Source organism: Streptomyces sp. NPDC029152, assembly GCF_055564355.1.
The window spans coordinates 38,677-59,256 of record NZ_JBVHWR010000005.1; the positions used below are offsets into that span (position 1 = coordinate 38,677).

Annotated in this window: 17 protein-coding genes; 9 read left to right on the top strand and 8 right to left on the bottom strand. The window is 73.1% G+C overall.

Annotated features, from left to right (window positions below; all coding sequences use genetic code 11):
• Positions 1-145: 145 nt before the first annotated feature.
• Together meaB and ACZ4V6_RS12385 are read right to left on the bottom strand one after the other, a co-directional pair.
• Positions 146-1,102, bottom strand: a complete 957-nt coding sequence (gene meaB / locus ACZ4V6_RS12380) for a methylmalonyl Co-A mutase-associated GTPase MeaB (protein ID WP_467825738.1) — start codon at positions 1,100-1,102, stop codon at positions 146-148.
• Positions 1,103-1,146: 44 nt separating this feature from the next.
• Positions 1,147-2,352 (bottom strand): acetyl-CoA C-acetyltransferase, encoded by a 1,206-nt coding sequence (locus ACZ4V6_RS12385; protein WP_467825740.1) that lies wholly within the window; start codon positions 2,350-2,352, stop codon positions 1,147-1,149.
• Between the two features lie 149 nt (positions 2,353-2,501).
• On the opposite strand from ACZ4V6_RS12385, the gene mce reads away from it, so the two are divergent.
• The 7 genes from mce (at position 2,502) to ACZ4V6_RS12420 (ending at position 12,393) form a co-directional block, all read left to right on the top strand.
• On the top strand, positions 2,502-2,942 hold the full coding sequence (gene mce, locus ACZ4V6_RS12390) for a methylmalonyl-CoA epimerase (RefSeq protein ID WP_059301486.1): 441 nt from the start codon (positions 2,502-2,504) through the stop codon (positions 2,940-2,942).
• 235 nt (positions 2,943-3,177) lie between these two features.
• Entirely contained in the window at positions 3,178-7,125 is a 3,948-nt protein-coding gene (scy, locus tag ACZ4V6_RS12395; RefSeq protein ID WP_467825743.1) for a polarized growth protein Scy, read from the top strand.
• 207 nt (positions 7,126-7,332) lie between these two features.
• Positions 7,333-8,268, top strand: coding sequence for a cellulose-binding protein (locus tag ACZ4V6_RS12400; RefSeq protein ID WP_467825745.1), 936 nt, complete (start codon positions 7,333-7,335; stop codon positions 8,266-8,268).
• Between the two features lie 97 nt (positions 8,269-8,365).
• On the top strand, positions 8,366-9,358 hold the full coding sequence (locus tag ACZ4V6_RS12405; RefSeq protein ID WP_467825748.1) for an ABC transporter ATP-binding protein: 993 nt from the start codon (positions 8,366-8,368) through the stop codon (positions 9,356-9,358).
• A complete protein-coding gene (locus ACZ4V6_RS12410) occupies positions 9,355-10,131 on the top strand; it encodes an ABC transporter permease (RefSeq protein ID WP_467825750.1) in 777 nt (258 codons plus the stop codon). The genes ACZ4V6_RS12405 and ACZ4V6_RS12410 overlap by 4 nt, the downstream gene beginning before the upstream one ends.
• A 127-nt stretch (positions 10,132-10,258) precedes the next feature.
• Positions 10,259-11,527, top strand: coding sequence for an ABC transporter ATP-binding protein (locus ACZ4V6_RS12415; protein WP_467825753.1), 1,269 nt, complete (start codon positions 10,259-10,261; stop codon positions 11,525-11,527).
• Positions 11,524-12,393, top strand: a complete 870-nt coding sequence (locus ACZ4V6_RS12420; RefSeq protein ID WP_467825755.1) for an ABC transporter permease — start codon at positions 11,524-11,526, stop codon at positions 12,391-12,393. Before ACZ4V6_RS12415 ends, ACZ4V6_RS12420 begins: the two co-directional genes overlap by 4 nt.
• 7 nt (positions 12,394-12,400) lie before the next feature.
• On the opposite strand, the gene ACZ4V6_RS12425 is transcribed toward ACZ4V6_RS12420, so the two are convergent.
• Positions 12,401-12,733, bottom strand: a complete 333-nt coding sequence (locus tag ACZ4V6_RS12425; RefSeq protein ID WP_467825758.1) for an ATP/GTP-binding protein — start codon at positions 12,731-12,733, stop codon at positions 12,401-12,403.
• A 201-nt stretch (positions 12,734-12,934) separates the two neighbouring features.
• On the opposite strand from ACZ4V6_RS12425, the gene ACZ4V6_RS12430 reads away from it, so the two are divergent.
• A complete protein-coding gene (locus ACZ4V6_RS12430; protein ID WP_467825760.1) occupies positions 12,935-13,963 on the top strand; it encodes an LLM class flavin-dependent oxidoreductase in 1,029 nt (342 codons plus the stop codon).
• A 112-nt stretch (positions 13,964-14,075) separates the two neighbouring features.
• Here the strand turns inward: ACZ4V6_RS12430 and ACZ4V6_RS12435 are convergent, their stop codons facing one another.
• Positions 14,076-14,468: an SCO5389 family protein gene (locus ACZ4V6_RS12435; RefSeq protein WP_077796651.1), complete on the bottom strand. Its 393-nt coding sequence runs from the start codon at positions 14,466-14,468 to the stop codon at positions 14,076-14,078.
• A 280-nt stretch (positions 14,469-14,748) separates the two neighbouring features.
• Between ACZ4V6_RS12435 and nucS the strand changes: the two genes are divergently transcribed.
• Positions 14,749-15,420 (top strand): endonuclease NucS, encoded by a 672-nt coding sequence (gene nucS / locus ACZ4V6_RS12440; protein WP_467825763.1) that lies wholly within the window; start codon positions 14,749-14,751, stop codon positions 15,418-15,420.
• A 78-nt stretch (positions 15,421-15,498) separates the two neighbouring features.
• Here nucS and ACZ4V6_RS12445 read toward each other — a convergent pair whose 3' ends face one another.
• The 4 genes from ACZ4V6_RS12445 to ACZ4V6_RS12460 all read right to left on the bottom strand — a co-directional run bounded on the left by ACZ4V6_RS12445 (position 15,499) and on the right by ACZ4V6_RS12460 (position 20,571).
• The gene (locus ACZ4V6_RS12445; protein ID WP_467825766.1) at positions 15,499-18,144 is read right to left on the bottom strand and encodes an ATP-binding protein; all 2,646 of its coding nucleotides are present in this window, start codon (positions 18,142-18,144) and stop codon (positions 15,499-15,501) included.
• Positions 18,145-18,417: 273 nt separating this feature from the next.
• Complete coding sequence (locus tag ACZ4V6_RS12450; protein WP_003973611.1) at positions 18,418-18,741, bottom strand: STAS domain-containing protein; 324 nt, start codon at positions 18,739-18,741, stop codon at positions 18,418-18,420.
• Between the two features lie 203 nt (positions 18,742-18,944).
• A complete protein-coding gene (locus ACZ4V6_RS12455; protein ID WP_467825769.1) occupies positions 18,945-19,793 on the bottom strand; it encodes a 3-hydroxyacyl-CoA dehydrogenase family protein in 849 nt (282 codons plus the stop codon).
• 136 nt (positions 19,794-19,929) lie between these two features.
• Positions 19,930-20,571, bottom strand: coding sequence for a TetR/AcrR family transcriptional regulator (locus ACZ4V6_RS12460; RefSeq protein WP_467825771.1), 642 nt, complete (start codon positions 20,569-20,571; stop codon positions 19,930-19,932).
• Between the last annotated feature and the right edge of the window lie 9 nt (positions 20,572-20,580).

The following is a 20,580-nucleotide window of genomic DNA, read 5'->3' on the forward strand; positions in this document are numbered from 1 at the left end:
GAGGGGACGCCGAAGGCCGCGACGGCCGGATGCGGCGGTCGCGTGCGGGGCGGGCCCTACGCCAAGAGGAGGAACACGCGCGTCAAGATAGCAGCGCGGCGCGCGGACCGGCCCTCTCTTCTCCGGTCCGCGCGAAGGCCGCGGGTCAGCCCTGCGTCAGCCCGGCCACCAGTTCGTCCGCGGCGCGGTAGGGGTCCAGCTCGCCGGCCACGATGCGTTCGGCCAGTGCGCCCAGGCGCCGGTCGCCGTGGAGGTCGCCGATGCGTTCGCGCAGGGTGGTGACGGCGATCGTCTCGACCTCTCGGGCGGCGCGGGCCCGGCGGCGCTCGGCCAGCACGTCCCGCTCCTCCATCCAGGCGCGGTGCTTCTCCAGGGCCTCCACGACCTCGTCGACGCCCTCGCCGCGCGCGGCGACGGTCTTGACGATGGGCGGGCGCCAGTCGCCGGCGGCGCGGGCCTCGCCGAGGCCCAGCATGTGGTTCAGCTCGCGGGCGGTGGCGTCCGCGCCGTCGCGGTCGGCCTTGTTGACGACGTAGACGTCGCCGATCTCCAGGATCCCGGCCTTGGCGGCCTGGATGCCGTCGCCCATGCCGGGGGCGAGGAGGACGACGGAGGTGTCGGCCTGCGAGGCGATCTCGACCTCGGACTGGCCGACGCCGACGGTCTCGACGAGGATCACGTCGCAGCCCGCCGCGTCCAGCACGCGGATGGCCTGCGGCGCGGCCCAGGCGAGGCCGCCGAGGTGGCCGCGGGTGGCCATGGAGCGGATGTAGACGCCGGGGTCGGAGGCGTGCTCCGACATGCGGACCCGGTCGCCGAGCAGGGCGCCGCCGGAGAACGGCGAGGACGGGTCGACGGCCAGGACGCCGACCCGCCTGCCCTGCTTGCGGTAGGCCGTGACCAGCGCCGAGGTGGACGTCGACTTGCCGACGCCCGGTGAGCCCGTCAGGCCCACCACGTACGCGCCCCCGGTGAGCGGCGCGAGGGCCGCCATGACCTCCCTGAGCTGCGGGGACGCCCCCTCCACCAGGGAGATCAGCCGGGCCACGGCCCGCGGCCGGCCTTCCCTGGCCTGGGCGACCAGCGAGGAGACGTCCTGCATCACAGCTCCGTTCCGAGTAGCGCGTACGTGAGGAGAAGGGGGTGTCAGGCCTTGGGTACCCGGACGATCAGCGCGTCACCCTGACCGCCGCCGCCGCACAGCGCCGCCGCGCCGACGCCGCCGCCGCGCCGCTTGAGCTCCAGCGCCAGGTGCAGGACGAGCCGGGCGCCGGACATGCCGATGGGGTGACCCAGGGCGATGGCGCCGCCGTTGACGTTCACCTTTTCGGTGGACACGCCGAGGTCCTTCATCGACTGCACGGCGACGGCCGCGAACGCCTCGTTGATCTCGATCAGGTCGAGGTCGCCGACCTCCAGGCCCTCCTTCTTCAGGGCGTGCCGGATGGCGTTGGACGGCTGCGACTGCAAAGAGTTGTCGGGGCCGGCCACGTTGCCGTGGGCGCCGATCTCGGCGATCCACTCCAGGCCGAGCTCCTGGGCCTTGGCCTTGCTCATGACGACCACGGCCGCCGCGCCGTCGGAGATCTGCGAGGAGGAGCCGGCGGTGATCGTGCCGTCCTTGGCGAAGGCCGGACGCAGCTTGCCGAGGGACTCGGCGGTGGTGTCGCCGCGGATGCCCTCGTCCTTGCTGAACAGCACCGGGTCGCCCTTGCGCTGCGGGATCTCGACCGGGGTGATCTCGGCCTCGAAGACGCCGTTCTTCTGGGCGGCGGCGGCGCGCTGGTGGGACAGGGCGGCGATCTCGTCCTGCTCCGGACGGGTGATGCCGAGGCGGGTGTTGTGCTTCTCCGTCGACTCGCCCATGGCGATGTTCTCGAAGGAGTCGGTCAGGCCGTCGTGCGCCATGGCGTCGATCATCTGGACCGCGCCGTACTTGTGGCCCTCGCGGGACCCGGGCAGCAGGTGCGGGGCGTTGGTCATGGACTCCTGGCCGCCGGCGACCACGATGTCGAATTCGCCGGCGCGAATCAGCTGGTCGGCGAGGGCGATGGCGTCGAGGCCGGAGAGGCACACCTTGTTGATGGTGAGCGCCGGGACGTTCATGGGGATGCCGGCCTTGACGGCGGCCTGGCGGGCGGGGATCTGGCCGGCGCCGGCCTGGAGCACCTGACCCATGATCACGTACTGGACCTCGTCGCCGCCGATGCCCGCGCGGTCCAGGGCGGCCTTGATCGCGAAGCCGCCGAGGTCGGCCCCGGAGAAGGACTTCAGCGAGCCGAGCAGCCGCCCCATCGGGGTGCGGGCACCCGCGACGATGACGGAGGTCGTGCCGTTCGTTGCAGAAGACATGAGCTGCGATCCCCTTTTCCGGCCCGCACAGGCCGAGGAGTGAACGAGGGTTTACTCGAATGTACTGAGCGGTATCCCGCCCGTCACCGTGCTGTCGGTGTGATCGCCCGCACGTTGCGCAACCACTCCAGGAGCGCTGCACTGAATCCATGCTGACGCGAATCGACCACATCGGAATCGCCTGCCACGACCTCGACGCGACCGTCGAGTTCTACCGTGCCACCTACGGCTTCGAGGTGTTCCACACCGAGGTCAACGAGGAACAGGGCGTGCGCGAGGCCATGCTCAAGATCAACGATACGTCGGACGGCGGCGCGTCGTACCTCCAGCTGCTGGAGCCGACCCGGGAGGACTCCGCGGTGGGCAAGTGGCTGGCGAAGAACGGGGAGGGCGTCCACCACATCGCGTTCGGCACGGCGGACGTCGACGCGGACGCCGCGGACATCCGCGGGAAGGGCGTGCGCGTGCTGTACGACGAGCCCCGGCGCGGATCCATGGGATCGCGGATCACCTTCCTGCACCCCAAGGACTGCCACGGCGTCCTGACGGAACTGGTCACTTCGGCGGCCGTTGAGTCACCTGAGCACTGACCCCCGTACATAAGGGCCGGTAGGGTTGGGTGCGGTCGCCGCTCAGTCCAGGGTGACCCGGTCCTGTCGTCACCGGCGCCGGGACCGCCGGGGTCCGTGTTTCGGGGGGCGAGGGACGGGGCAGCAGCCCAAGCTCCGCCGTTGATCTGACACCATTCCCCCGGGGGCCCCGTTCGGTGGACGGACGGAGCCCGTTCTAAGGGATTTGCGACCAGGGGACGGATGGGACCGCGCAGTGCGGGGCTACGAGAGCCAGGAGCGAGAGCCGGCGGCTGACGTCGACCACCTCTCTCGGTTCGAGGCCGAGATGAAGCGGCTGAGGACCGAGCGGGAAAAGGCGATCCAGCACGCCGAGGACCTCGGCTACCAGGTCGAGGTGCTGCGCGCCAAGCTGCACGAGGCGCGGCGCACCATCATGTCCCGGCCCGCCTTCGACGGCGGCGACATCGGGTACCAGGCCGAGCAGTTGCTGCGCAACGCGCAGGTGCAGGCCGACCAGCTGCGCGCGGACGCCGAGCGCGAGCTCAGCCAGGCCCGCGCGCAGACCCAGCGCATCCTCCAGGAGCACGCCGAGCAGGCCGCCCGGCTCCAGGCCGAGCTGCACCAGGAGGCGGTGACCCGGCGCCAGCAGCTCGACCAGGAGCTGGCCGAGCGCCGGCAGACCGTCGAGTCGCACGTCAACGAGAACGTGGCGTGGGCGGAGCAGCTGCGCGCCCGCACCGAGCAGCAGGCCCGCCGGCTGCTCGACGAGTCCCGCGCCGAGGCCGAGCAGGCCCTGGCCGCGGCCCGCGCGGAGGCCGAACGGCTGACCTCCGAGGCCCGGCAGCGGCTGCAGAGCGACGCCGAGACCGCGCGCGCCGAGGCCGAGCAGATCCTGCGCCGCGCCCGCGCGGACGCCGAACGGCTGCTGAACGCCGCCTCCACGCAGGCACAGGAGGCCACCGACCACGCCGAGCAGCTGCGCAGCTCCACGGCGAGCGAGTCGGAGGCCGCGCGCCGGCGGGCCCAGGAGCTGAGCCGGACCGCCGAGCAGCGCATGAGCGAGGCCGAGGAGGCGCTGCGCAAGGCGCAGACCGAGGCGGAGAAGCTGGTCGCCGAGGCCAAGGAGTCCGCGGCCAAGGCCCTCGCGAGCGCCGAGTCGGCCAACGAGCAACGCACCCGCACCGCCAAGGAGCAGGTCGCCCGGCTGGTCAGCGAGGCCACGAAGGACGCCGAGACCACCAGGGCCGAGGCCGAGCAGCTGGTCGCGGACGCCCGCGCCGAGGCCGAGAAGATCGTCACCGAGGCCGCCGAGAAGGCCCGTACGGTCAGCGCCGAGGAGTCGGCCACCCAGCTGTCCAAGGCCGCCAAGACCGCCGAGGACGTGCTGAACAAGGCGTCCGAGGAGGCCAAGCGGACCACGAAGGCCGCCACCGAGGAGGCCGAGCGGATCCGCCGCGAGGCCGAGGCGGAGGCGGACCGGCTGCGGGCCGAGGCGCACGACATCGCCGAGGAGCTCAAGGGCGCGGCGAAGGACGACACCAAGGAGTACCGCGCCAAGACGGTCGAGCTGCAGGAGGAGGCGCGCCGGCTGCGCGGCGAGGCCGAGCAGCTGCGCGCCGACGCGGTCGCCGAGGGCGAGAAGATCCGCGCCGAGGCCCGCAAGGAGGCCGTGGCGCAGATCGAGGAGGCGGCGAAGACCGCCGAGGAGCTGCTCGCCAAGGCCAAGGCGGACGCCGACGAGCTGCGGCAGAGCGCCACCGCGGACAGCGAGAAGGTCCGCACCGAGGCGATCGAGCGGGCGACGTCCCTGCGCCGCCAGGCCGAGGAGACGCTGGAGCGCACCCGCGCCGAGGCCGAGCGGCACCGGACGGAGGCCGCCGAACGCGCCGAGGAGCTCCGGGCGGAGGCCGAGCGCGCCGCCCGCGAGCTGCGCGAGGAGACCGAGCGCGCCGTCGAGGCCCGGCAGGCGGAGGCCGCCGAGGAGCTGACGCGGCTGCACGCCGAGGTGGAGGAGCGCCGCGGCGCCGCCGAGCAGGCGCTGACGGAGGCCCGTGAGGAGGGCGCGCGGATCCGCCGCGAGGCCGCCGAGGAGAGCGAGCGGCTGCGCACGGAGGCCGCGGAGCGCATCCGCGCCCTGCAGCAGCAGGCCGAGACGGAGGCCGAGCGGCTGCGCACCGAGGCCGCCGCCGACGCCGCCGCGTTCCGCGCGGAGGGTGAGGCCGTCGCCGTACGGCTGCGCTCGGAGGCCGCGAGCGAGGCGGAGCGGCTGAAGTCGGAGGCGCAGGAGAGCGCGGACCGGGTCCGGGCGGAGGCGCAGGCCGCCGCCGAGCGCATCGCCGCGGAGGCGTCGGAGACGCTGGCCGCCGCCCAGGAGGAGGCCGCCCGGCGCCGCCGCGAGGCCGAGGAGCTGCTGGGCTCCGCCCGGCAGGAGGCTGACCAGGAGCGCGAGCGGGCCCGCGAGCAGAGCGAGGAACTGCTGGCCTCGGCGCGCAAGCGCGTGGAGGACGCGCAGGCGGAGGCGACCCGGCTCGTCGAGGAGGCCGACCGGCGCGCGACCGAGATGGTGTCGGCCGCCGAGCAGCACGCGCAGCAGGTGCGGGAGTCGGTCGCCGGACTGCACGAGCAGGCCCAGGAGGAGATCACCGGACTGCGCAGCGCCGCGGAGCACGCGGCGGAGCGCACCAGGCGCGAGGCCGAGGAGGAGGCGGACCGGGTCCGCGCCGACGCCTACGCGGAGCGGGAGCGGGCGAGCGAGGACGCCGGCCGGCTGCGCCGCGAGGCGCAGGAGGAGTCGGAGGCCGCCAAGGCGCTGGCCGAGCGGACGATGTCCGAGGCGATGTCGGAGGCCGAGCGGATCCGGTCGGACGTCGCCGAGCACGCCCAGCGGGTGCGCACGGAGGCCTCGGACACCATCGCGGAGGCCGAGCAGGCGGCGGCGCGCACCCGGGCGGACGCCCGCGAGGACGCCAACCGCATCCGGTCGGACGCGGCGACGCAGGCCGACACCCTGATCACCGAGGCGCGCTCCGAGGCGGAGCGGCTCACCACGGAGACGGCCGCCGAGACCGACCGCGTCCGCGCCGAGACGGCCGCGGAGGCGGACCGCGTCCGCACCGAGGCGGCCGACGAGGCGGAGCGGCTGCGCACGGAGTCGGTCGCCGAGGCCGACCGGGTCCGGACCGAGGCGAGCGCCCAGGCCGAGCAGATCCTGTCGGAGGCCACCGGCGAGGCGGAGCGGCTGCGGGCCGAGGCCGCCGAGGCGGTCGGCTCCGCGCAGCAGCACGCCGAGCGGATCCGCTCCGAGGCGGAGCGGCTCAAGGCCCGGGCGGAGGAGGAGGCCGAACGGGTCACGACGGCCGCCCGCGAGGAGGCCGAGCGCACCCTGGACGAGGCCCGCAAGGACGCCAACAAGCGGCGTTCGGAGGCGGCCGAGCAGGTCGACACGCTCATCACGGAGACCACGGCGGAGGCCGACAAGCTGCTCGCCGAGGCCCGGCAGCAGGCGCAGAAGACCACCGCGGACGCCGAGTCGCAGGCCGACACGATGGTCGGCGCGGCCCGCGCGGAGGCCGACCGGATCGTCGCCGAGGCGACGGTCGAGGGCAACACCCGGGTGGAGAAGGCCCGTACGGACGCGGACGAGCTGCTCGTCGGCGCCCGGCGGGACGCGACGGCCATCCGGGAGCGCGCGGAGGAGCTGCGCCGGCGCCTCACCTCCGAGATCGAGGAGCTGCACGAGCGGGCCCGCCGCGAGGCCGCCGAGACGATGAAGTCGGCCGGCGACCGCTGCGACGCGCTCGTCAAGGCCGCCGAGGAGCAGCTCGCCAAGGCCGAGGCGAAGGCCAAGGAGCTGGTGTCGGAGGCCAACTCCGAGGCCGGCAAGGTGCGCATCGCCGCCGTCAAGAAGGCCGAGGGCCTGCTGAAGGAGGCCGAGCAGAAGAAGGCCTCGCTGGTCCGGGAGGCCGAGGAGCTCAAGGCCGAGGCGGTCCGCGAGGCCCGGCGCACGGTCGAGGAGGGCAAGCGCGAGCTGGAGGTGCTGGTGCGGCGCCGCGAGGACATCAACGCCGAGATCTCCCGGGTGCAGGACGTGCTGGAGGCGCTGGAGTCCTTCGAGGCCCCGGCCGGCGGCAAGGACAACGGGGTCAAGGCCGGCGCGACGGTCGGCGCCCCCCGTTCGGGTGGCAAGTCGTCGGACGGGTAGCGCCGGGGAAGGATTCCGTGTCTCCTGGAAGGCTCTGACGCGTCGCCGTCCTGGCCTTTGACCTGAAGTTTGGCAAGCCGTCCGCAGGTTAGCCACTCAAAAGAGGTGTCATTCTCCAGATCAAACACGCATCCGCTCGATGACACACCGCAATGACGCCTAGGATTCCCTCTATCACCTCACCCGGTCTCTTTCGACAGGAACCCCATGAGCGACACTTCCCCCTACGGCTTCGAGCTTGTGCGGCGTGGGTACGACCGCGCTCAGGTGGACGAACGCATCTCCAAGCTCGTCTCCGACCGTGACAGCGCCCTGTCCCGCATCACCGCTCTGGAAAAGCGCATCGAGGAGCTCCACCTCGAGACCCAGAACGCCCAGGCCCAGGTCAACGACGCCGAGCCGTCGTACGCCGGTCTCGGTGCCCGGGTCGAGAAGATCCTGCGCCTCGCCGAGGAGGAGGCGAAGGACCTGCGGGAAGAGGCCCGGCGCGCCGCCGAGCAGCACCGCGAGCTGGCCGAGTCGGCAGCCCAGCAGGTGCGCAACGACGCCGAGTCGTACGCCGCGGAGCGCAAGGCCAAGGCCGAGGACGAGGGCGTCCGGATCGTCGAGAAGGCCAAGGGCGACGCGACGCAGCTGCGGGCCGAGGCGCAGAAGGACGCGCAGTCCAAGCGTGAGGAGGCGGACGCGCTCTTCGAGGAGACCCGCGCCAAGGCCGCCCAGGCCGCCGCCGACTTCGAGACGAACCTGGCCAAGCGCCGGGAGCAGTCCGAGCGCGACCTGGCCTCCCGTCAGGCCAAGGCCGAGAAGCGGCTCGCGGAGATCGAGCACCGCGCGGAGCAGCTGCGCCTGGAGGCCGAGAAGCTGCGCACGGACGCCGAGCGCCGCGCCCGCCAGACCGTCGAGACGGCGCAGCGCCAGGCCGAGGACATCGTGGCCGACGCCAACGCCAAGGCCGACCGCATCCGTTCCGAGTCGGAGCGCGAGCTCGCCGCCCTGACCAACCGCCGCGACTCCATCAACGCGCAGCTGACCAACGTGCGCGAGATGCTGGCGACCCTGACGGGCGCCGCGGTGGCCGCCGCCGGTACGCCGTCCGAGGACGAGCCGGTCTCCCGCGGGGTGCCGGCCCAGCAGTCCCGCTGACGGCGGGACGCGGTCCGGCCGAACAGGAGCAGAACACGGGCGAAGCCCTCTGTCACTGGGGTGGCAGGGGGCTTCGTCCCGTTCTAGCGTGGGCCGCATGATCGAGCTCGAGGGGCTGACCAAGCGGTACGGCGAGAAAGTGGCGGTCGAGAACCTCACGTTCACCGTCAGACCCGGCGTCATCACCGGTTTCCTCGGGCCGAACGGTGCGGGCAAGTCGACCACCATGCGGATGGTGCTGGGGCTGGACCGGCCCACCGCCGGAGACGTCCGGATCGACGGGCGCCGCTACGACCAGTTGAGGGACCCGCTCACGTACGTCGGCGCCCTGCTGGACGCCAAGGCGATGCACGGCGGGCGCAGTGCCTACAACCACCTGCTGTGCCTGGCGCAGGCCAACGGGATCCCGGCCCGCCGGGTGCACGAGGTGCTGGACACCGTCGGTCTGGCGGCGGTCGCGAAGAAGAAGGCCAAGGGTTTCTCCCTCGGCATGGGCCAGCGGCTCGGCATCGCCGCCGCGCTGCTCGGCGACCCGCGGATCCTGATGTTCGACGAGCCGGTCAACGGCCTGGACCCCGAGGGCATCCACTGGATCCGCAGTCTGATGAAGACGCTGGCCGCCCAGGGCCGTACGGTCTTCGTCTCCTCCCACCTGATGAGCGAGATGGCGCTGACCGCCGACCACCTGGTCGTCATCGGCCAGGGCAGGCTGCTGGCGGACACCTCGATGGCCGAGTTCATCGAGGAGAACTCGCGCGGTTACGTCCGGATCCGCACCCCGCAGCGGGAGCGGCTGCTCGACGTGCTGCACGAGGCCGGGATCACGGTCGTCGAGAGCGGCGCCGAGGTCCTGGAGGTCGACGGCGACAAGTCGGAGGCCATCGGCGAGCTGGCGGCGCGCAGCCGGATCGTGCTGCACGAGCTGAGCCCGCAACGGGCCTCGCTGGAGGAGGCGTTCATGCGGCTGACGGCGGAGTCGGTGGAGTACCACGCGCACGACGGGCAGCCGTCGGCGGCGCCGCCGCGACAGGGGGTGCCGCAGGACGGGCGGCGGGCACAGCAGTGGGGCAGCGACGGGAGGCAGCGATGAGCACGGCCACGGCACAGGTCGTCCGGTCCGAGTGGACCAAGATCCGGTCGGTGGCGTCCACGGTGTGGACGCTGTCCCTGGCCGTGGTCGTCACCGTCGCCCTCGGCATGCTGATCTCGGCCCTGTCGAAGAACGAGTTCGGCGACATGGGCGAGCGGGACCGGCTCTCCTTCGACCCGACCTTCATCAGCTTCGCCGGGATGAGCCTCGGTCAGCTGGCGATGATCGTGTTCGGGGTGCTGGTGGTGGCGAACGAGTACAGCTCCGGCATGATCCGCACCTCGCTGGCGGCCGTGCCGCAGCGCGGCACCTTCCTGTTCAGCAAGGTAGCCGTGGCCACGGGTCTCGCCCTGGTCGTCTCCATGGTCACCAGCTTCGTCGCCTTCTTCCTCGGGCAGGCGATGCTCGGCGACCTCAAGGCGTCGATCGGCGACCCGGGCGTGCTGCGGGCGGTCATCGGCGGCGGCCTCTACATGACCCTCATCGCGGTGTTCTCGATGGGCGTCGCCGCGATGCTGCGCTCACCGATGCTGTCGCTCGGCATCCTGATGCCGTTCTTCTTCCTGATCTCCAACATCCTCGGCAACGTCGACGCGACCAAGAAGGTGGGCCGGTTCCTGCCCGACCAGGCCGGCAGCAAGATCATGCAGGTGGTGCCGCCGATCGACGACGACACCCCGTACGGCCCCTGGGGCGGCCTGGGGATCATGGTGCTGTGGGTGGTGGCGGCGCTCGCCGGAGGCTACCTCGTGCTGAAGCGGCGGGACGCCTAGGAGGTGCCGTCCGGGGCGGCCGGTTTTTTTACCCGGACTTGAAGGGAACCGTCAGCGCCTCGATATCCTCCTAATCCTTACGGGGGCGTGTGCCCCGCTGTCCTGAACCTTTCGATGGGTGCGGAGCATGATCGAGGCAGTCGGCCTGACCAAGCGCTACGGCGACAAGACCGCTGTGTACAACCTGTCCTTCCGGGTGCGGCCCGGCGCCGTGACCGGCTTCCTCGGCCCCAACGGCTCCGGCAAGTCGACGACGATGCGCATGATCCTCGGCCTGGACAATCCGACCGCGGGACACGTGACGATCGGCGGCCACCCGTACCGCAGGCTCCCCAACGCCCCCCGCCAGGTCGGCGCCCTGCTCGACGCCAAGGCCGTGCACGGCGGCCGCTCCGCCCGCAACCACCTGCTGAGCCTGGCCCAGCTCTCCGGCATCCCGGCCCGGCGCGTGGACGAGGTGCTCGGCGTGGTCGGCCTGCAGGACGTGGCCAAGCGGCGCTCCAAGGGCTTCTCCCTCGGCATGGGCCAGCGGCTCGGCATCGCCGCCGCGCTGCTCGGCGACCCCCAGGTGCTGCTGTTCGACGAGCCGGTCAACGGCCTCGACCCCGAGGGCATCCACTGGGTGCGCAACCTGATGAAGGCGCTCGCGGCGGAGGGCCGCACGGTCTTCGTCTCCTCGCACCTGATGAGCGAGATGGCGCTGACCGCCGACCACCTGATCGTCATCGGGCGCGGCCAGCTCCTCGCCGACATGAGCGTCAAGGACTTCATCTCGGCGAACTCCGCCGACTTCGCCCGGGTGCGCACGCCGGACACCGAACCGCAGCTGCGCGAGAAGCTGACCTCCGCGCTCACCGAGGCGGGCGGTCACGTGCTGCCCGAGCAGGACGGGGCGCTGCGGGTGACCGGACTGGCGCTGCCGCGGATCAGCGACATCGCGCACGAGTCCGGCGTACGGCTGTGGGAGCTGTCGCCGCACCAGGCCTCGCTGGAGGAGGCGTACATGCGGATGACGCAGGGCGCCGTCGACTACCGGTCGACCGCCGACCAGAAGGCCGGGCTCCAGCAGCCGCTGCCGCCCGGCGCGCAGCCTCCGATGCCGGTGCCCGGACAGGGCCAGCCCGGCTGGTACGCCCCGCCGCCGCCCCGGCCGGGCGGCCGGCCCGCGCCGCAGGGCCCGCCGGTCGAGGCCCCCGCGGGCCCCTACGGCGCCCCGGCCGCCGCTCCCGGCGCGCCCCCGGCGGGCACGCCGTCGGACAACCCCTACGCGCAGGCCCCGTCGGCCCCCGCCACTCCCCCGGCCCCCGTCACTCCCCCGGCCGCTGCCACTCCCCCGGCCGCTGCCCCCGCCCCCGCGCCCGTCACCGACCCGACCGAGTCCGAGGACGCCCGATGAGCACGCCCCAGCCCCCGATGCCGCAGACCGCGCCCGAGTGGCAGGCGGCGCCCGGTTCGCCGTACCCCGCCTACACCTCGCCGATCCCGGTGGTGCGCACGCACCTCGGGCACGCGCTGGCCTCCGAGTGGACCAAGATCAGGTCGGTGCGCTCGACGATGTGGACGCTGGGCGTGTTCGTCCTGCTGGTCCTCGGCATCGGCCTGCTGACCGGTGTGGTGGTGGCGAACTCCGCCACGGACGCGTCCGGCGAGAACGCGCTCAGCCTCGGTTTCTTCGGCCTGCTGCTCGGCAGCATGTGCGTCATCACGCTCGGCGTGCTGACCACGGCCTCGGAGTACGGCACCGGCATGATCCGCACGACGATGACCGCCTGCCCCAGCCGCGGCCGGGTGCTCGCCGCGAAGGCGATCGTCTTCTTCCTGGTCGCGTTCGTGGTGACGCTGGTGTCCACGACGCTCGTCGCCCTGCTGCACGTGGCCCTGCTGGAGGACCACGGTGCGGTGTCGCCCACCGGCGAGGAGTGGCTGAAGGGCACCGTGGGCGTCTCGCTCTACATCGCGCTGCTGGGACTGCTCTCGCTCGCCGTCGGCTCCGTCATCCGGCACTCGGCGGGCGCGATCACCATCATGATCGGGGCCGTGCTGGCGCCGCTGGTGATCGCCCTGTTCATGTTCTCGCAGTCCCTGGAGGACGTGCGCGACGCGCTGTTCGAGTACTCGATCCCGAACCAGATGAGCGTCTTCTACACCAACTCGCTCACGGAGTCCGGCCCGTCCGGCTGGGACCCGCTGTGGATCATGCTCGGTGTGACGGCCGTCGTGTTCGCTGCCGCCTCCGCCCTGCTGCGGAAGCGGGACGTCTGACCGGCGCTCAGAACCTCGGCGCGTTGCGGGACCGCTGCACCTTCGTGGTGCGGCGGTCCTTCGCGTTCCAGCAGGACTTGTGCCAGTGCCGGCGGTCGTCGACGCCCGCGTGCGCCGGCCAGGCCACCACGTGCGGGACGCCGTCCGGGATCAGCTGGTCGCAGCCCGGGCAGCGGTAGGACTTGCCCTGCGCGCTCGCGCCGGCCACGTGCCGTACGCTCCAGTCCTCGCCCCGCCAGCTCTCCGACGACTGCCAGCCGCCGTAGCGGCCCGGGCCGTCGTCCTCGGCGCTCCGGCCGGACATGCCGGCTCCCTTGGGGCGGTTGCGACGCGGGGACACAGGACACCTCACGGAGCTATACAGGGGGTACGGACCACGTCCAGCCTACGCGGCACGGGCGAAGCGCCCTCGGACCTCCCTCGACGGCGGATTCCGCAGACAATCCGCAAATCCCCTCGCCCGACCGTGTCCTCGGCACGTGTCGGGTGGTTATGCCCTGTGGGGGAGCTCCGCGTCGGAGCCGAGGAAGCAGGAAGAGCAATGCGCGTTGGAAGTTTCGTGCTGGGCGCCCAGTTCCCGGGCCAGGGCCAGGGAGAGGCGCTGCACCGCGCGGTCCGCTCGGCCGAGGTCGCCGAGGAGTCGGGACTCGACACGGTCTGGCTGGCCGAGCACCACTTCGTGCCGTACGGCACGTGTCCGTCGGCCGTGACCCTGGCCGCGCTGCTGCTGGGCCGCACCCGCCGCATCCGGGTCGGCACGGCGGTCAGCGTGCTGCCCACCGTCCATCCGGTGGCGCTCGGCGAGCAGGCGGCGCTGTTGCACGTCACGAGCGGCGGCCGGTTCTCGCTGGGTGTGGGCCGCGGCGGCCCGTGGGTCGACCTGGAGGTGTTCGGCGCGGGCCTGGAGGCGTACGAGAGGGGGTTCCCGGAGTCACTCGACCTGCTGGTGCGCTGGCTGCGCGAACCGTCCGTCGCCGCCTCGGGGGACCGCTTCCGGTTTCGCGAGGTGCCCGTCGTCCCGCGCCCCTCGGAGGCCCTGTCGGAGGTCCCGGGACCGGAGGTCGTGGTGGCCTGCACCTCCCCGGCGAGCGTGCGCACGGCGGCCGAGCGGGGACTGCCGATGCTGCTCGGGATGCACGTCGGGGACGAGGAGAAGGCGGAGATGGTCGCCCAGTGGCGGCGGCACGCCCGCGCCGCCGGGCGTCCGGACGCGGAGGTCCGCGGCGCGGCCCATGTCTCGGCCGGCGTCTGCCAGATCGCGGACCGGCACGCCGACGCGGCGGAGACGCTGCTCAAGGCGATGCCGGGCTGGCTGCGGCAGGGGCTGGGCGCCCATGTCACGGTGGACGGCCGCGCCCGGCAGATGCGCGACCCGCTGGCGTACACCGAGCTGCTCTGCGGACTGCACCCGGTGGGCACGCCCCGGCTGTGCGCGGACCGGCTCGCGGCGACCAGCGAGCGGACCGGCATCTCCCGCTTCGCGCTGCTCGTCGAGGGCTCCGGCGACCTCGCGGCGACCGAGGAGAACGTGCGGCGCCTCGGGACCGAGGTGCTCCCCCGGCTCCGCTGAGCGGTCCCGGGGGGCGGACGCCCGGCGCCCGCGAAGGGCCGGGCGGGAAGCCTGCCGCTCCGGTACGAACTGCACCTCCCGCGTACGGAGCGGCAAGCGGACGACCGTCGCGTCAGCAGTCGCGGAACTCGGGCGACTGGTTCAGCACTTGGCTGCGCACCGAGGTGAAACGGGCCAGCGTCTCGTCGACGGAGGAGTCCAACGGGAACACCGCCACCCGGTGGCAGTTCTGGAAGGCCAGCCGCACCCCGAAGTGCCGCTGCAGTGCACCGCGTATGGCGTCACTCGCGAGCGCACGCAGCAGCTGACCACGTGCCTGCTCGTCCGGCGGGGGCGTCTGGTTGTCGGCGAAGGCTCCGCCGTCGACCTTCAGCTGTGCCACCAGGGAGCTGATCATCTCCCACGCGTAGGGCAGGGAGGTCCGGACGCAGTCGACGAATTCTGCTTCGTCGACCTCGCCTCGCTCGGCCTTTTCGAGTAGGGCCGGTGAGACGTCGAGCGACATGGGTACTCCTCTCGCACCCCCGACCAGCAGGGGTTGCCGGACAGTGAAGGGAGCGCGCGATGTCGAACACGCTGCGTACACGCCTCGCGACCTCCCGTTCAATACCGTAAGCAACCGATCGGGGCCGCACCAGGAGAATGCCCAGATGGGCACCATCCGGTACGTGCACAATCGGCCAGTGCGCAACACGGGACCATTGGGAGAAGCGGGGCGTTCCGCCGGGCGCCGGGAGCGGAGGCGAATCGCGTCGGGAGGGGCGCGTCGAGTAGCGTTGCCGACCATGCGTCTCGTCATTGCCCGCTGCTCCGTCGACTACGCCGGACGGCTCACCGCCCACCTCCCCTCGGCCCCGCGGCTGATTCTGGTCAAGGCGGACGGCAGCGTCTCGATCCATGCCGACGACCGGGCCTACAAGCCCCTGAACTGGATGTCGCCTCCGTGCACCCTCAAGGAGGGCTCCGGTGACGATGCGGGTGTGTGGACCGTCGTCAACAAGGCGGGCGAGAAGCTCATCATCACGATGGAGGAGATCCTCCACGACTCCTCGCACGAGCTGGGCGTGGACCCCGGACTGATCAAGGACGGTGTGGAAGCGCACCTCCAGGAGCTGCTCGCCGACCGCATCGAGACCCTCGGCGAGGGCTACACCCTGATCCGCCGCGAGTACCCGACGGCCATCGGGCCGGTCGACATCCTGTGCCGGGACGCCGACGGGAGGACCGTCGCCGTCGAGATCAAGCGGCGGGGCGAGATCGACGGCGTGGAGCAGCTCACCCGCTATCTGGAGCTGCTGAACCGCGATCCCCACCTCGCCCCGGTCCGCGGCGTCTTCGCGGCCCAGGAGATCAAGCCCCAGGCGCGCGTCCTCGCCACCGACCGCGGCATCGGCTGCACGGTCTTGGACTACGACGCCCTGCGCGGCATCGAGGACGACAAGCTCCGGCTGTTCTGAACGGTGCGGGCGTGAAGCCCGCGTGCGCGAGGGGCCGGGTCCGTGACGCGGACCCGGCCCCTCGCGCGTCGCGCCGCCTCAGACGATCTGCCCGGTCGCCGCAGCGGTCCCCGTGCCGCCGGTCGCGGTGCTGCTCCGCGTCGCGGTGGCGGGGCCGCTGACCGGAGCGCTCGCGGTGGTCGGGGTGGTGCCGGGGCCGGTCGCGCTGTTGGAGGTCTCCGGGGTCGACGGCGAGGACGGCGCCGTCGTCGGCGACTCGGAGGGCGGGTCGGTCGTGGGCGTCTGGGACGGCGGATCGGTGGGCGGCTCGGACGAGGCCGGCGGCCTGGACGACGTGGGCGGCCCGGACGACGTCGGCGGCTGCGTCTTCGTCGGTTCGCCCGGTCCGTCCGGGTCGCCCGGGCCGCTCGGGTCGTCGGTGCCGCTGGGGCGGCCGGACCCGTCGCTGCCGCTGGGGCTGCCCGACGGCCGGCCCGACTCGGTGGGCGTCGGGTCGTCGGAGGTGCCGAGGGTGCCGTCCGGGCCGGGGTCGGTCGGCCGGGCGGTCGCCTCACCGGTGTCCGCGGAGTCGTTGTCGTCGTCCTCCGGCCGGTCGGCGCCCAGGCTTCCGTCGTCGACGCCCTGGCTGGCGGACGGGTTGACGCCGACCTGTTCGGAGGGCGTGCCCGCGTCGTTCTCGGAGGTGGCGCCCAGCGTCACCACCGTGCCGAGCACGGCGACGAGCAGCGCGCCCGCGCCGGCGGCCACCAGATTGCGCCGCGCGAGGCCCTTGATGCCGCCCGCGGTCCTGCGGGAGGGCCCCGGGGACGGGTCCCGGCGGACGACGAGCGTCGGGGACTGCGGGGACGGCTGGAGCGGCGGGAAGGGCGCGGGCACACCGGCCGGCGGCGACGCCGACTCCTCGTGCCGGGCGTCGGGCACCTCCTCGGCCGCGGTCGGGCCGAAGGCGGCGCCGGGTCCGGCGCCGACGGCCCCGGGAGCGGTGACCACGGCACCAGCCGGGCCGGGGACGTCCCCGGAGCGGTCCGCCACCAGGGCGAGGGCACGGCGGCCCGAGACGGCGCCGCGCTTGTCGGAGAGCGCGCCGCGCAGCCCGATGGACGCCTCCAGCTCGGCGCGGGCCCGGTCGAGCTGCCCCTCGCACAGCGCGAGGACGCCGAGCTCGTGGTGGAAGTAGGCCTGTTCGGCGACGTCACCGGCGAGCCGGGAGGCCTCGGCGCCGGAGCGCAGCGCCCGTTCCCAGGCGCTCCAGTGCAGCCCGGCGGCGAACGCGGGGGCCGCGGTGCGGGCCAGCTGGACGGCGGGGCTCTCCTCGTCGTCCCCGGACGGGGCCGTCGCCGGGGCCAGCGCGGCGAGGGCGGCCAGTACGGCGTCGGCCTCGGCGCACACGCGCTCGGGGGTGACCGAGGGATGCCCGGCCCACCAGGCGTAGTGCCGGGCGGTGGCCGACGCCTTCTCCCGCGCGTCCTCGGCGTACCCGGCGCTCTCCAGCTGGGCGAGCACCCCGGCGGCGAGCCGGTAGCGGGAGCCGACCGGCGAGACCAGTCCGCAGTCGGCCAGCTCGCCGAGGGCGGCGTCCGCGTGGGTGTCGCCGACCAGCGCGGGCAGGTGCGCCTGGTGCGGCACCTCGCCGCCGAGGGCGACGGCGAACTCCAGGGTGGCGCGGGCCGAGGCGCTCAGCCGGGAGGCGAGCAGCGGCGCGGGCGCGGCGGCCTCGCCGACGGACGGCAGGGGGACCTCGTCGCCCTCGGCGGCGTCGTAGGGCGTGTCGTCGGCCGGGCGGGCGTCGGCGAGGACGCCGAACTCGTCGACGGCGCCGGCGCCGGCCCGCAGCCGGTCGCGCCGGCGCAGCAGCGCACCGGCCTGCACGAACCGCAGGGGCAGGCCCTCGGACTCGAACCACAGATCGCCGGCCCAGTTGCCCTCCTCGTCGGTGAGGGGCCGTCGGGCGGCGCGCTCCAGCAGCTCCACGCCGTCCGAGCGGTCCAGGCCGGTGAGGAAGACCTCCTCGACGGCGGAGCCGGCCGAGGGGGCGGGCACGTCCGGCGTCGCGGCGACGAGGAAGGCGCACTCGGGGGTGGCGTCGAGCAGCTCGTCGAGGGCGGCGCCGCCGAACTCCGCGTCGTCCAGCACGACGACCGCGCCGACCTCGCGGACGAGGTCGAGCAGTTCCTCCCGTTCCGGCCGGTGCAGGGGGGCGCGGTACACGGCGTGGAAGAGGTCGTACAGCAGGTCGTCGGCCGTGCGGCGGAAGCCGCTGAGGCGGACGACGCCGTCGGGCGCGAGGCCGGCGCAGTCCTCGGCGACGACGTCGAGGAGGCTGGTCCGGCCGGAGCCGGCGGGGCCGGTCAGGCGCACCGAACGGCCGCGGGCGAGCAGCCGGGCCAGGCGTTCGCGTTCGTCCTGGCGGGCCAGCAGCCCGAGTGCGGGCCGCGTCGGTCCCGGCGGGGCGGGCGGCCGGGCGGCGCGGTCCAGCTCGGCGCGTTCGGCCGCGGTGAGCTTCTCCGGACGGGCGGGGCGCTCGGCGGGCGGGCAGACCTCGATCTCGCTGCCGTCGACGGGGTTGACGGTGAGCAGGAGGTCGCCGGAGACGAGCTGCACGGTGCGGGCGAGCGCGGGCGCGTGCTGTCCGAAGTCGGGTGTGAGGGGATCCCTGGACGGGCGCGGGCGCGGCGTGCTGCCGTCGTGGCCGTGCTCCTCGGGTCCCCGGTTGTTCGGGTCCATAGGTCCAAGCCCCCCAAAAGCGTCGTGTGCCGGGTCCCCGGTCGGGACCGCCCCTCCCGGCCTTGCCGCACACCGCGCTGTCGCTTCTGGTCCGGGCCCGCCAGTGGGTTGCGATGCGGCGGGCAGCCAGACCCTAAACCTTCACTCAGTATCTCCGACAGTCCGGGGTGCCGACCCGTCCGAGAGGTCACGGTCTCATGAGGATTGCGTGCGTCGGGCGTTTTGCCGGACGGGGCCCGGATCCTCGCGGCGGAGCGTTCCGCGGCCGGGGCGTCACACCCTGGGCAGGGTCTCCACGCCGATGCCGCCCTCGATGGCCAGGATCCTGTGCAGCCGGGTGGCCACCAGCAGGCGCTGCATCTGCGGCGGTACGCCGCGCAGCACCAGGCGCCGGCCGCAGCGGCCGGCCCGCCGGTGGGCCCCCATGATCACCCCGAGTCCGGTGGCGTCCCAGGAGTCCAGCTCGGACAGGTCCAGGACCAGGTCGCCGACTCCGTCGTCGACGGCCGAGTGCAGGACCGTACGGGCGTCCGCCGCGCTGCGGACGTCGAGGCGGCCCCCGACGACCAGCTCGACGTGGTCGCCCCTGATGTGCATATGCGCTCCCCGGCGTGCGTCTCGTGCTCGGCGATGTGTCCCACGGGTGGTCTCCCGTCCCGCGAGGTGGTCTCTCGGCGATATCAGGTCGTGCAACCTCTGACCGGCCGAAACGGTCGGAGGTTGCCGTCCGTGAGCGAACCGATACCGAATTCACCCCGGCGTGTGATGTTCCCCGGGCCGGGGGCGGACTCGGTGCGGACTCAGTGCTTGTAGAAGCCCTGCCCGCTCTTGCGCCCGATGTCACCGGCGTCCACCATCCGGCGCATCAGCTCCGGCGGGGCGAACTTCTCGTCCTGGGACTCGGTGTAGATGTTGCTCGTGGCGTGCAGCAGGATGTCGACGCCCGTCAGGTCGGCGGTGGCCAGCGGCCCCATGGCGTGGCCGAAGCCCAGCTTGCAGGCGAGGTCGATGTCCTCGGCGGTGGCGACGCCCGACTCGTACAGCTTCGCGGCCTCGACGACGAGGGCGGAGATGAGACGGGTCGTCACGAAGCCGGCGACGTCGCGGTTGACGACGATGCACGTCTTGCCGGTGGACTCGGCGAACTCACGAGCGGTGGCGAGCGTTTCGTCGCTGGTCTTGTAGCCGCGCACCAGCTCGCACAGCTGCATCATGGGGACCGGCGAGAAGAAGTGCGTGCCGACGACCCGCTCGGGGCGTTCCGTCACGGCCGCGATCTTGGTGATCGGGATGGCGGAGGTGTTGGACGCGAGGATCGCCCCGTCCTTCACCAGCTTGTCGAGGGCGCGGAAGATCTCGTGCTTGACCTCCAGCTTCTCGAAGACGGCCTCGACGACGACGTCCGCGTCGGCGGCGGCGTCGAGGTCGGTGGTCGCGGTGATGCGGGCGAGGGCGGCCTCGGCGTCGGCCGCGGCCAGCTTGCCCTTGGCGACGAACTTGTCGTACGAGGCCTTGATGCCGTCGGTCCCCCGTCGGAGCGCCTCGTCGGTCACGTCGCGCAGGACGACGTCCCAGCCCGCCTGCGCGGAGACCTGGGCGATGCCGGACCCCATGAGTCCCGCTCCGATGACGGCGAGCTTCCGTGCCACTGTGCGACTCCCCTGATACAGGCCGTTTGTGTCCTCTCGGCCGGAGATTATCGGGCGGGAGCCGCTGTGTGACCGGTTAGTAACGCGCGTCACGTCTCAAATGACGGACGTCACACCGGGGTGTGCCGTCCGGGTGTCAGTCCGCGCCCCGGACGGCGTAGTTGAGCACCCTGTCGCTCAACAGCTCCTCCATCTCGTCGAGCAGCACGAGGATGTCGCGGGACACCTCGGTGGGTCTCCCGCCGGCCGTCATGCGGCGGCCGATGGCCGTCATCACGGTGCCGTGCAGCCAGCCGATCTGTCCGGCCATCAGTGAGGGGACGGGGTCGTCGTCCGGGGTGCCGGTCTCCTCGCGCAGGGTGCGCTCGAGGTCGTCCTGCACCTCCTGGGCGATCGCCCAGAGCCGGGAACGCAGCGCGGGCGAGGAGTGGACGACCCCCATGAAGCGCGCGTATCCGTCCATGAGGCCGATCCGGGGCGAGACCGACTCGACCTCCTCGCGCAGTTCCCGCAGCACGGCCCGTGCCGCCGACTCCCCGTCGCGCCGCCCGCGCACCCAGCGGGAGAGCCGGTCGACCACCCCCTTGGAGCGGTCGAGGAAGAGGTCCTCCTTGGCCGGGAAGTAGTTGTAGACGGTGTTGACGGAGACGTTCGCGGCGTCCGCGACCTCCGCCACCGTCACGGCCTCGAAGCCGCGTTCCAGGAACAGGCCCGTGGCGACATCCGAGATGTACTGCCGGGTCTGCCGCTTCTTCCGCTCCCTGAGTCCCTCGGCCATGTCCGCATC

Coding starts and splice junctions, on each gene's coding strand:
- meaB (WP_467825738.1), bottom strand. CDS start 1,102: ATGCAGGACGTCTCCTCGCTGGTCGCCCAGGCCAGGGAAGGCCGGCCG.
- ACZ4V6_RS12385 (WP_467825740.1), bottom strand. CDS start 2,352: ATGTCTTCTGCAACGAACGGCACGACCTCCGTCATCGTCGCGGGTGCC.
- mce (WP_059301486.1), top strand. CDS start 2,502: ATGCTGACGCGAATCGACCACATCGGAATCGCCTGCCACGACCTCGAC.
- ACZ4V6_RS12400 (WP_467825745.1), top strand. CDS start 7,333: ATGAGCGACACTTCCCCCTACGGCTTCGAGCTTGTGCGGCGTGGGTAC.
- ACZ4V6_RS12405 (WP_467825748.1), top strand. CDS start 8,366: ATGATCGAGCTCGAGGGGCTGACCAAGCGGTACGGCGAGAAAGTGGCG.
- ACZ4V6_RS12410 (WP_467825750.1), top strand. CDS start 9,355: ATGAGCACGGCCACGGCACAGGTCGTCCGGTCCGAGTGGACCAAGATC.
- ACZ4V6_RS12415 (WP_467825753.1), top strand. CDS start 10,259: ATGATCGAGGCAGTCGGCCTGACCAAGCGCTACGGCGACAAGACCGCT.
- ACZ4V6_RS12420 (WP_467825755.1), top strand. CDS start 11,524: ATGAGCACGCCCCAGCCCCCGATGCCGCAGACCGCGCCCGAGTGGCAG.
- ACZ4V6_RS12430 (WP_467825760.1), top strand. CDS start 12,935: ATGCGCGTTGGAAGTTTCGTGCTGGGCGCCCAGTTCCCGGGCCAGGGC.
- ACZ4V6_RS12435 (WP_077796651.1), bottom strand. CDS start 14,468: ATGTCGCTCGACGTCTCACCGGCCCTACTCGAAAAGGCCGAGCGAGGC.
- nucS (WP_467825763.1), top strand. CDS start 14,749: ATGCGTCTCGTCATTGCCCGCTGCTCCGTCGACTACGCCGGACGGCTC.
- ACZ4V6_RS12445 (WP_467825766.1), bottom strand. CDS start 18,144: ATGGACCCGAACAACCGGGGACCCGAGGAGCACGGCCACGACGGCAGC.
- ACZ4V6_RS12450 (WP_003973611.1), bottom strand. CDS start 18,741: ATGCACATCAGGGGCGACCACGTCGAGCTGGTCGTCGGGGGCCGCCTC.
- ACZ4V6_RS12460 (WP_467825771.1), bottom strand. CDS start 20,571: ATGGCCGAGGGACTCAGGGAGCGGAAGAAGCGGCAGACCCGGCAGTAC.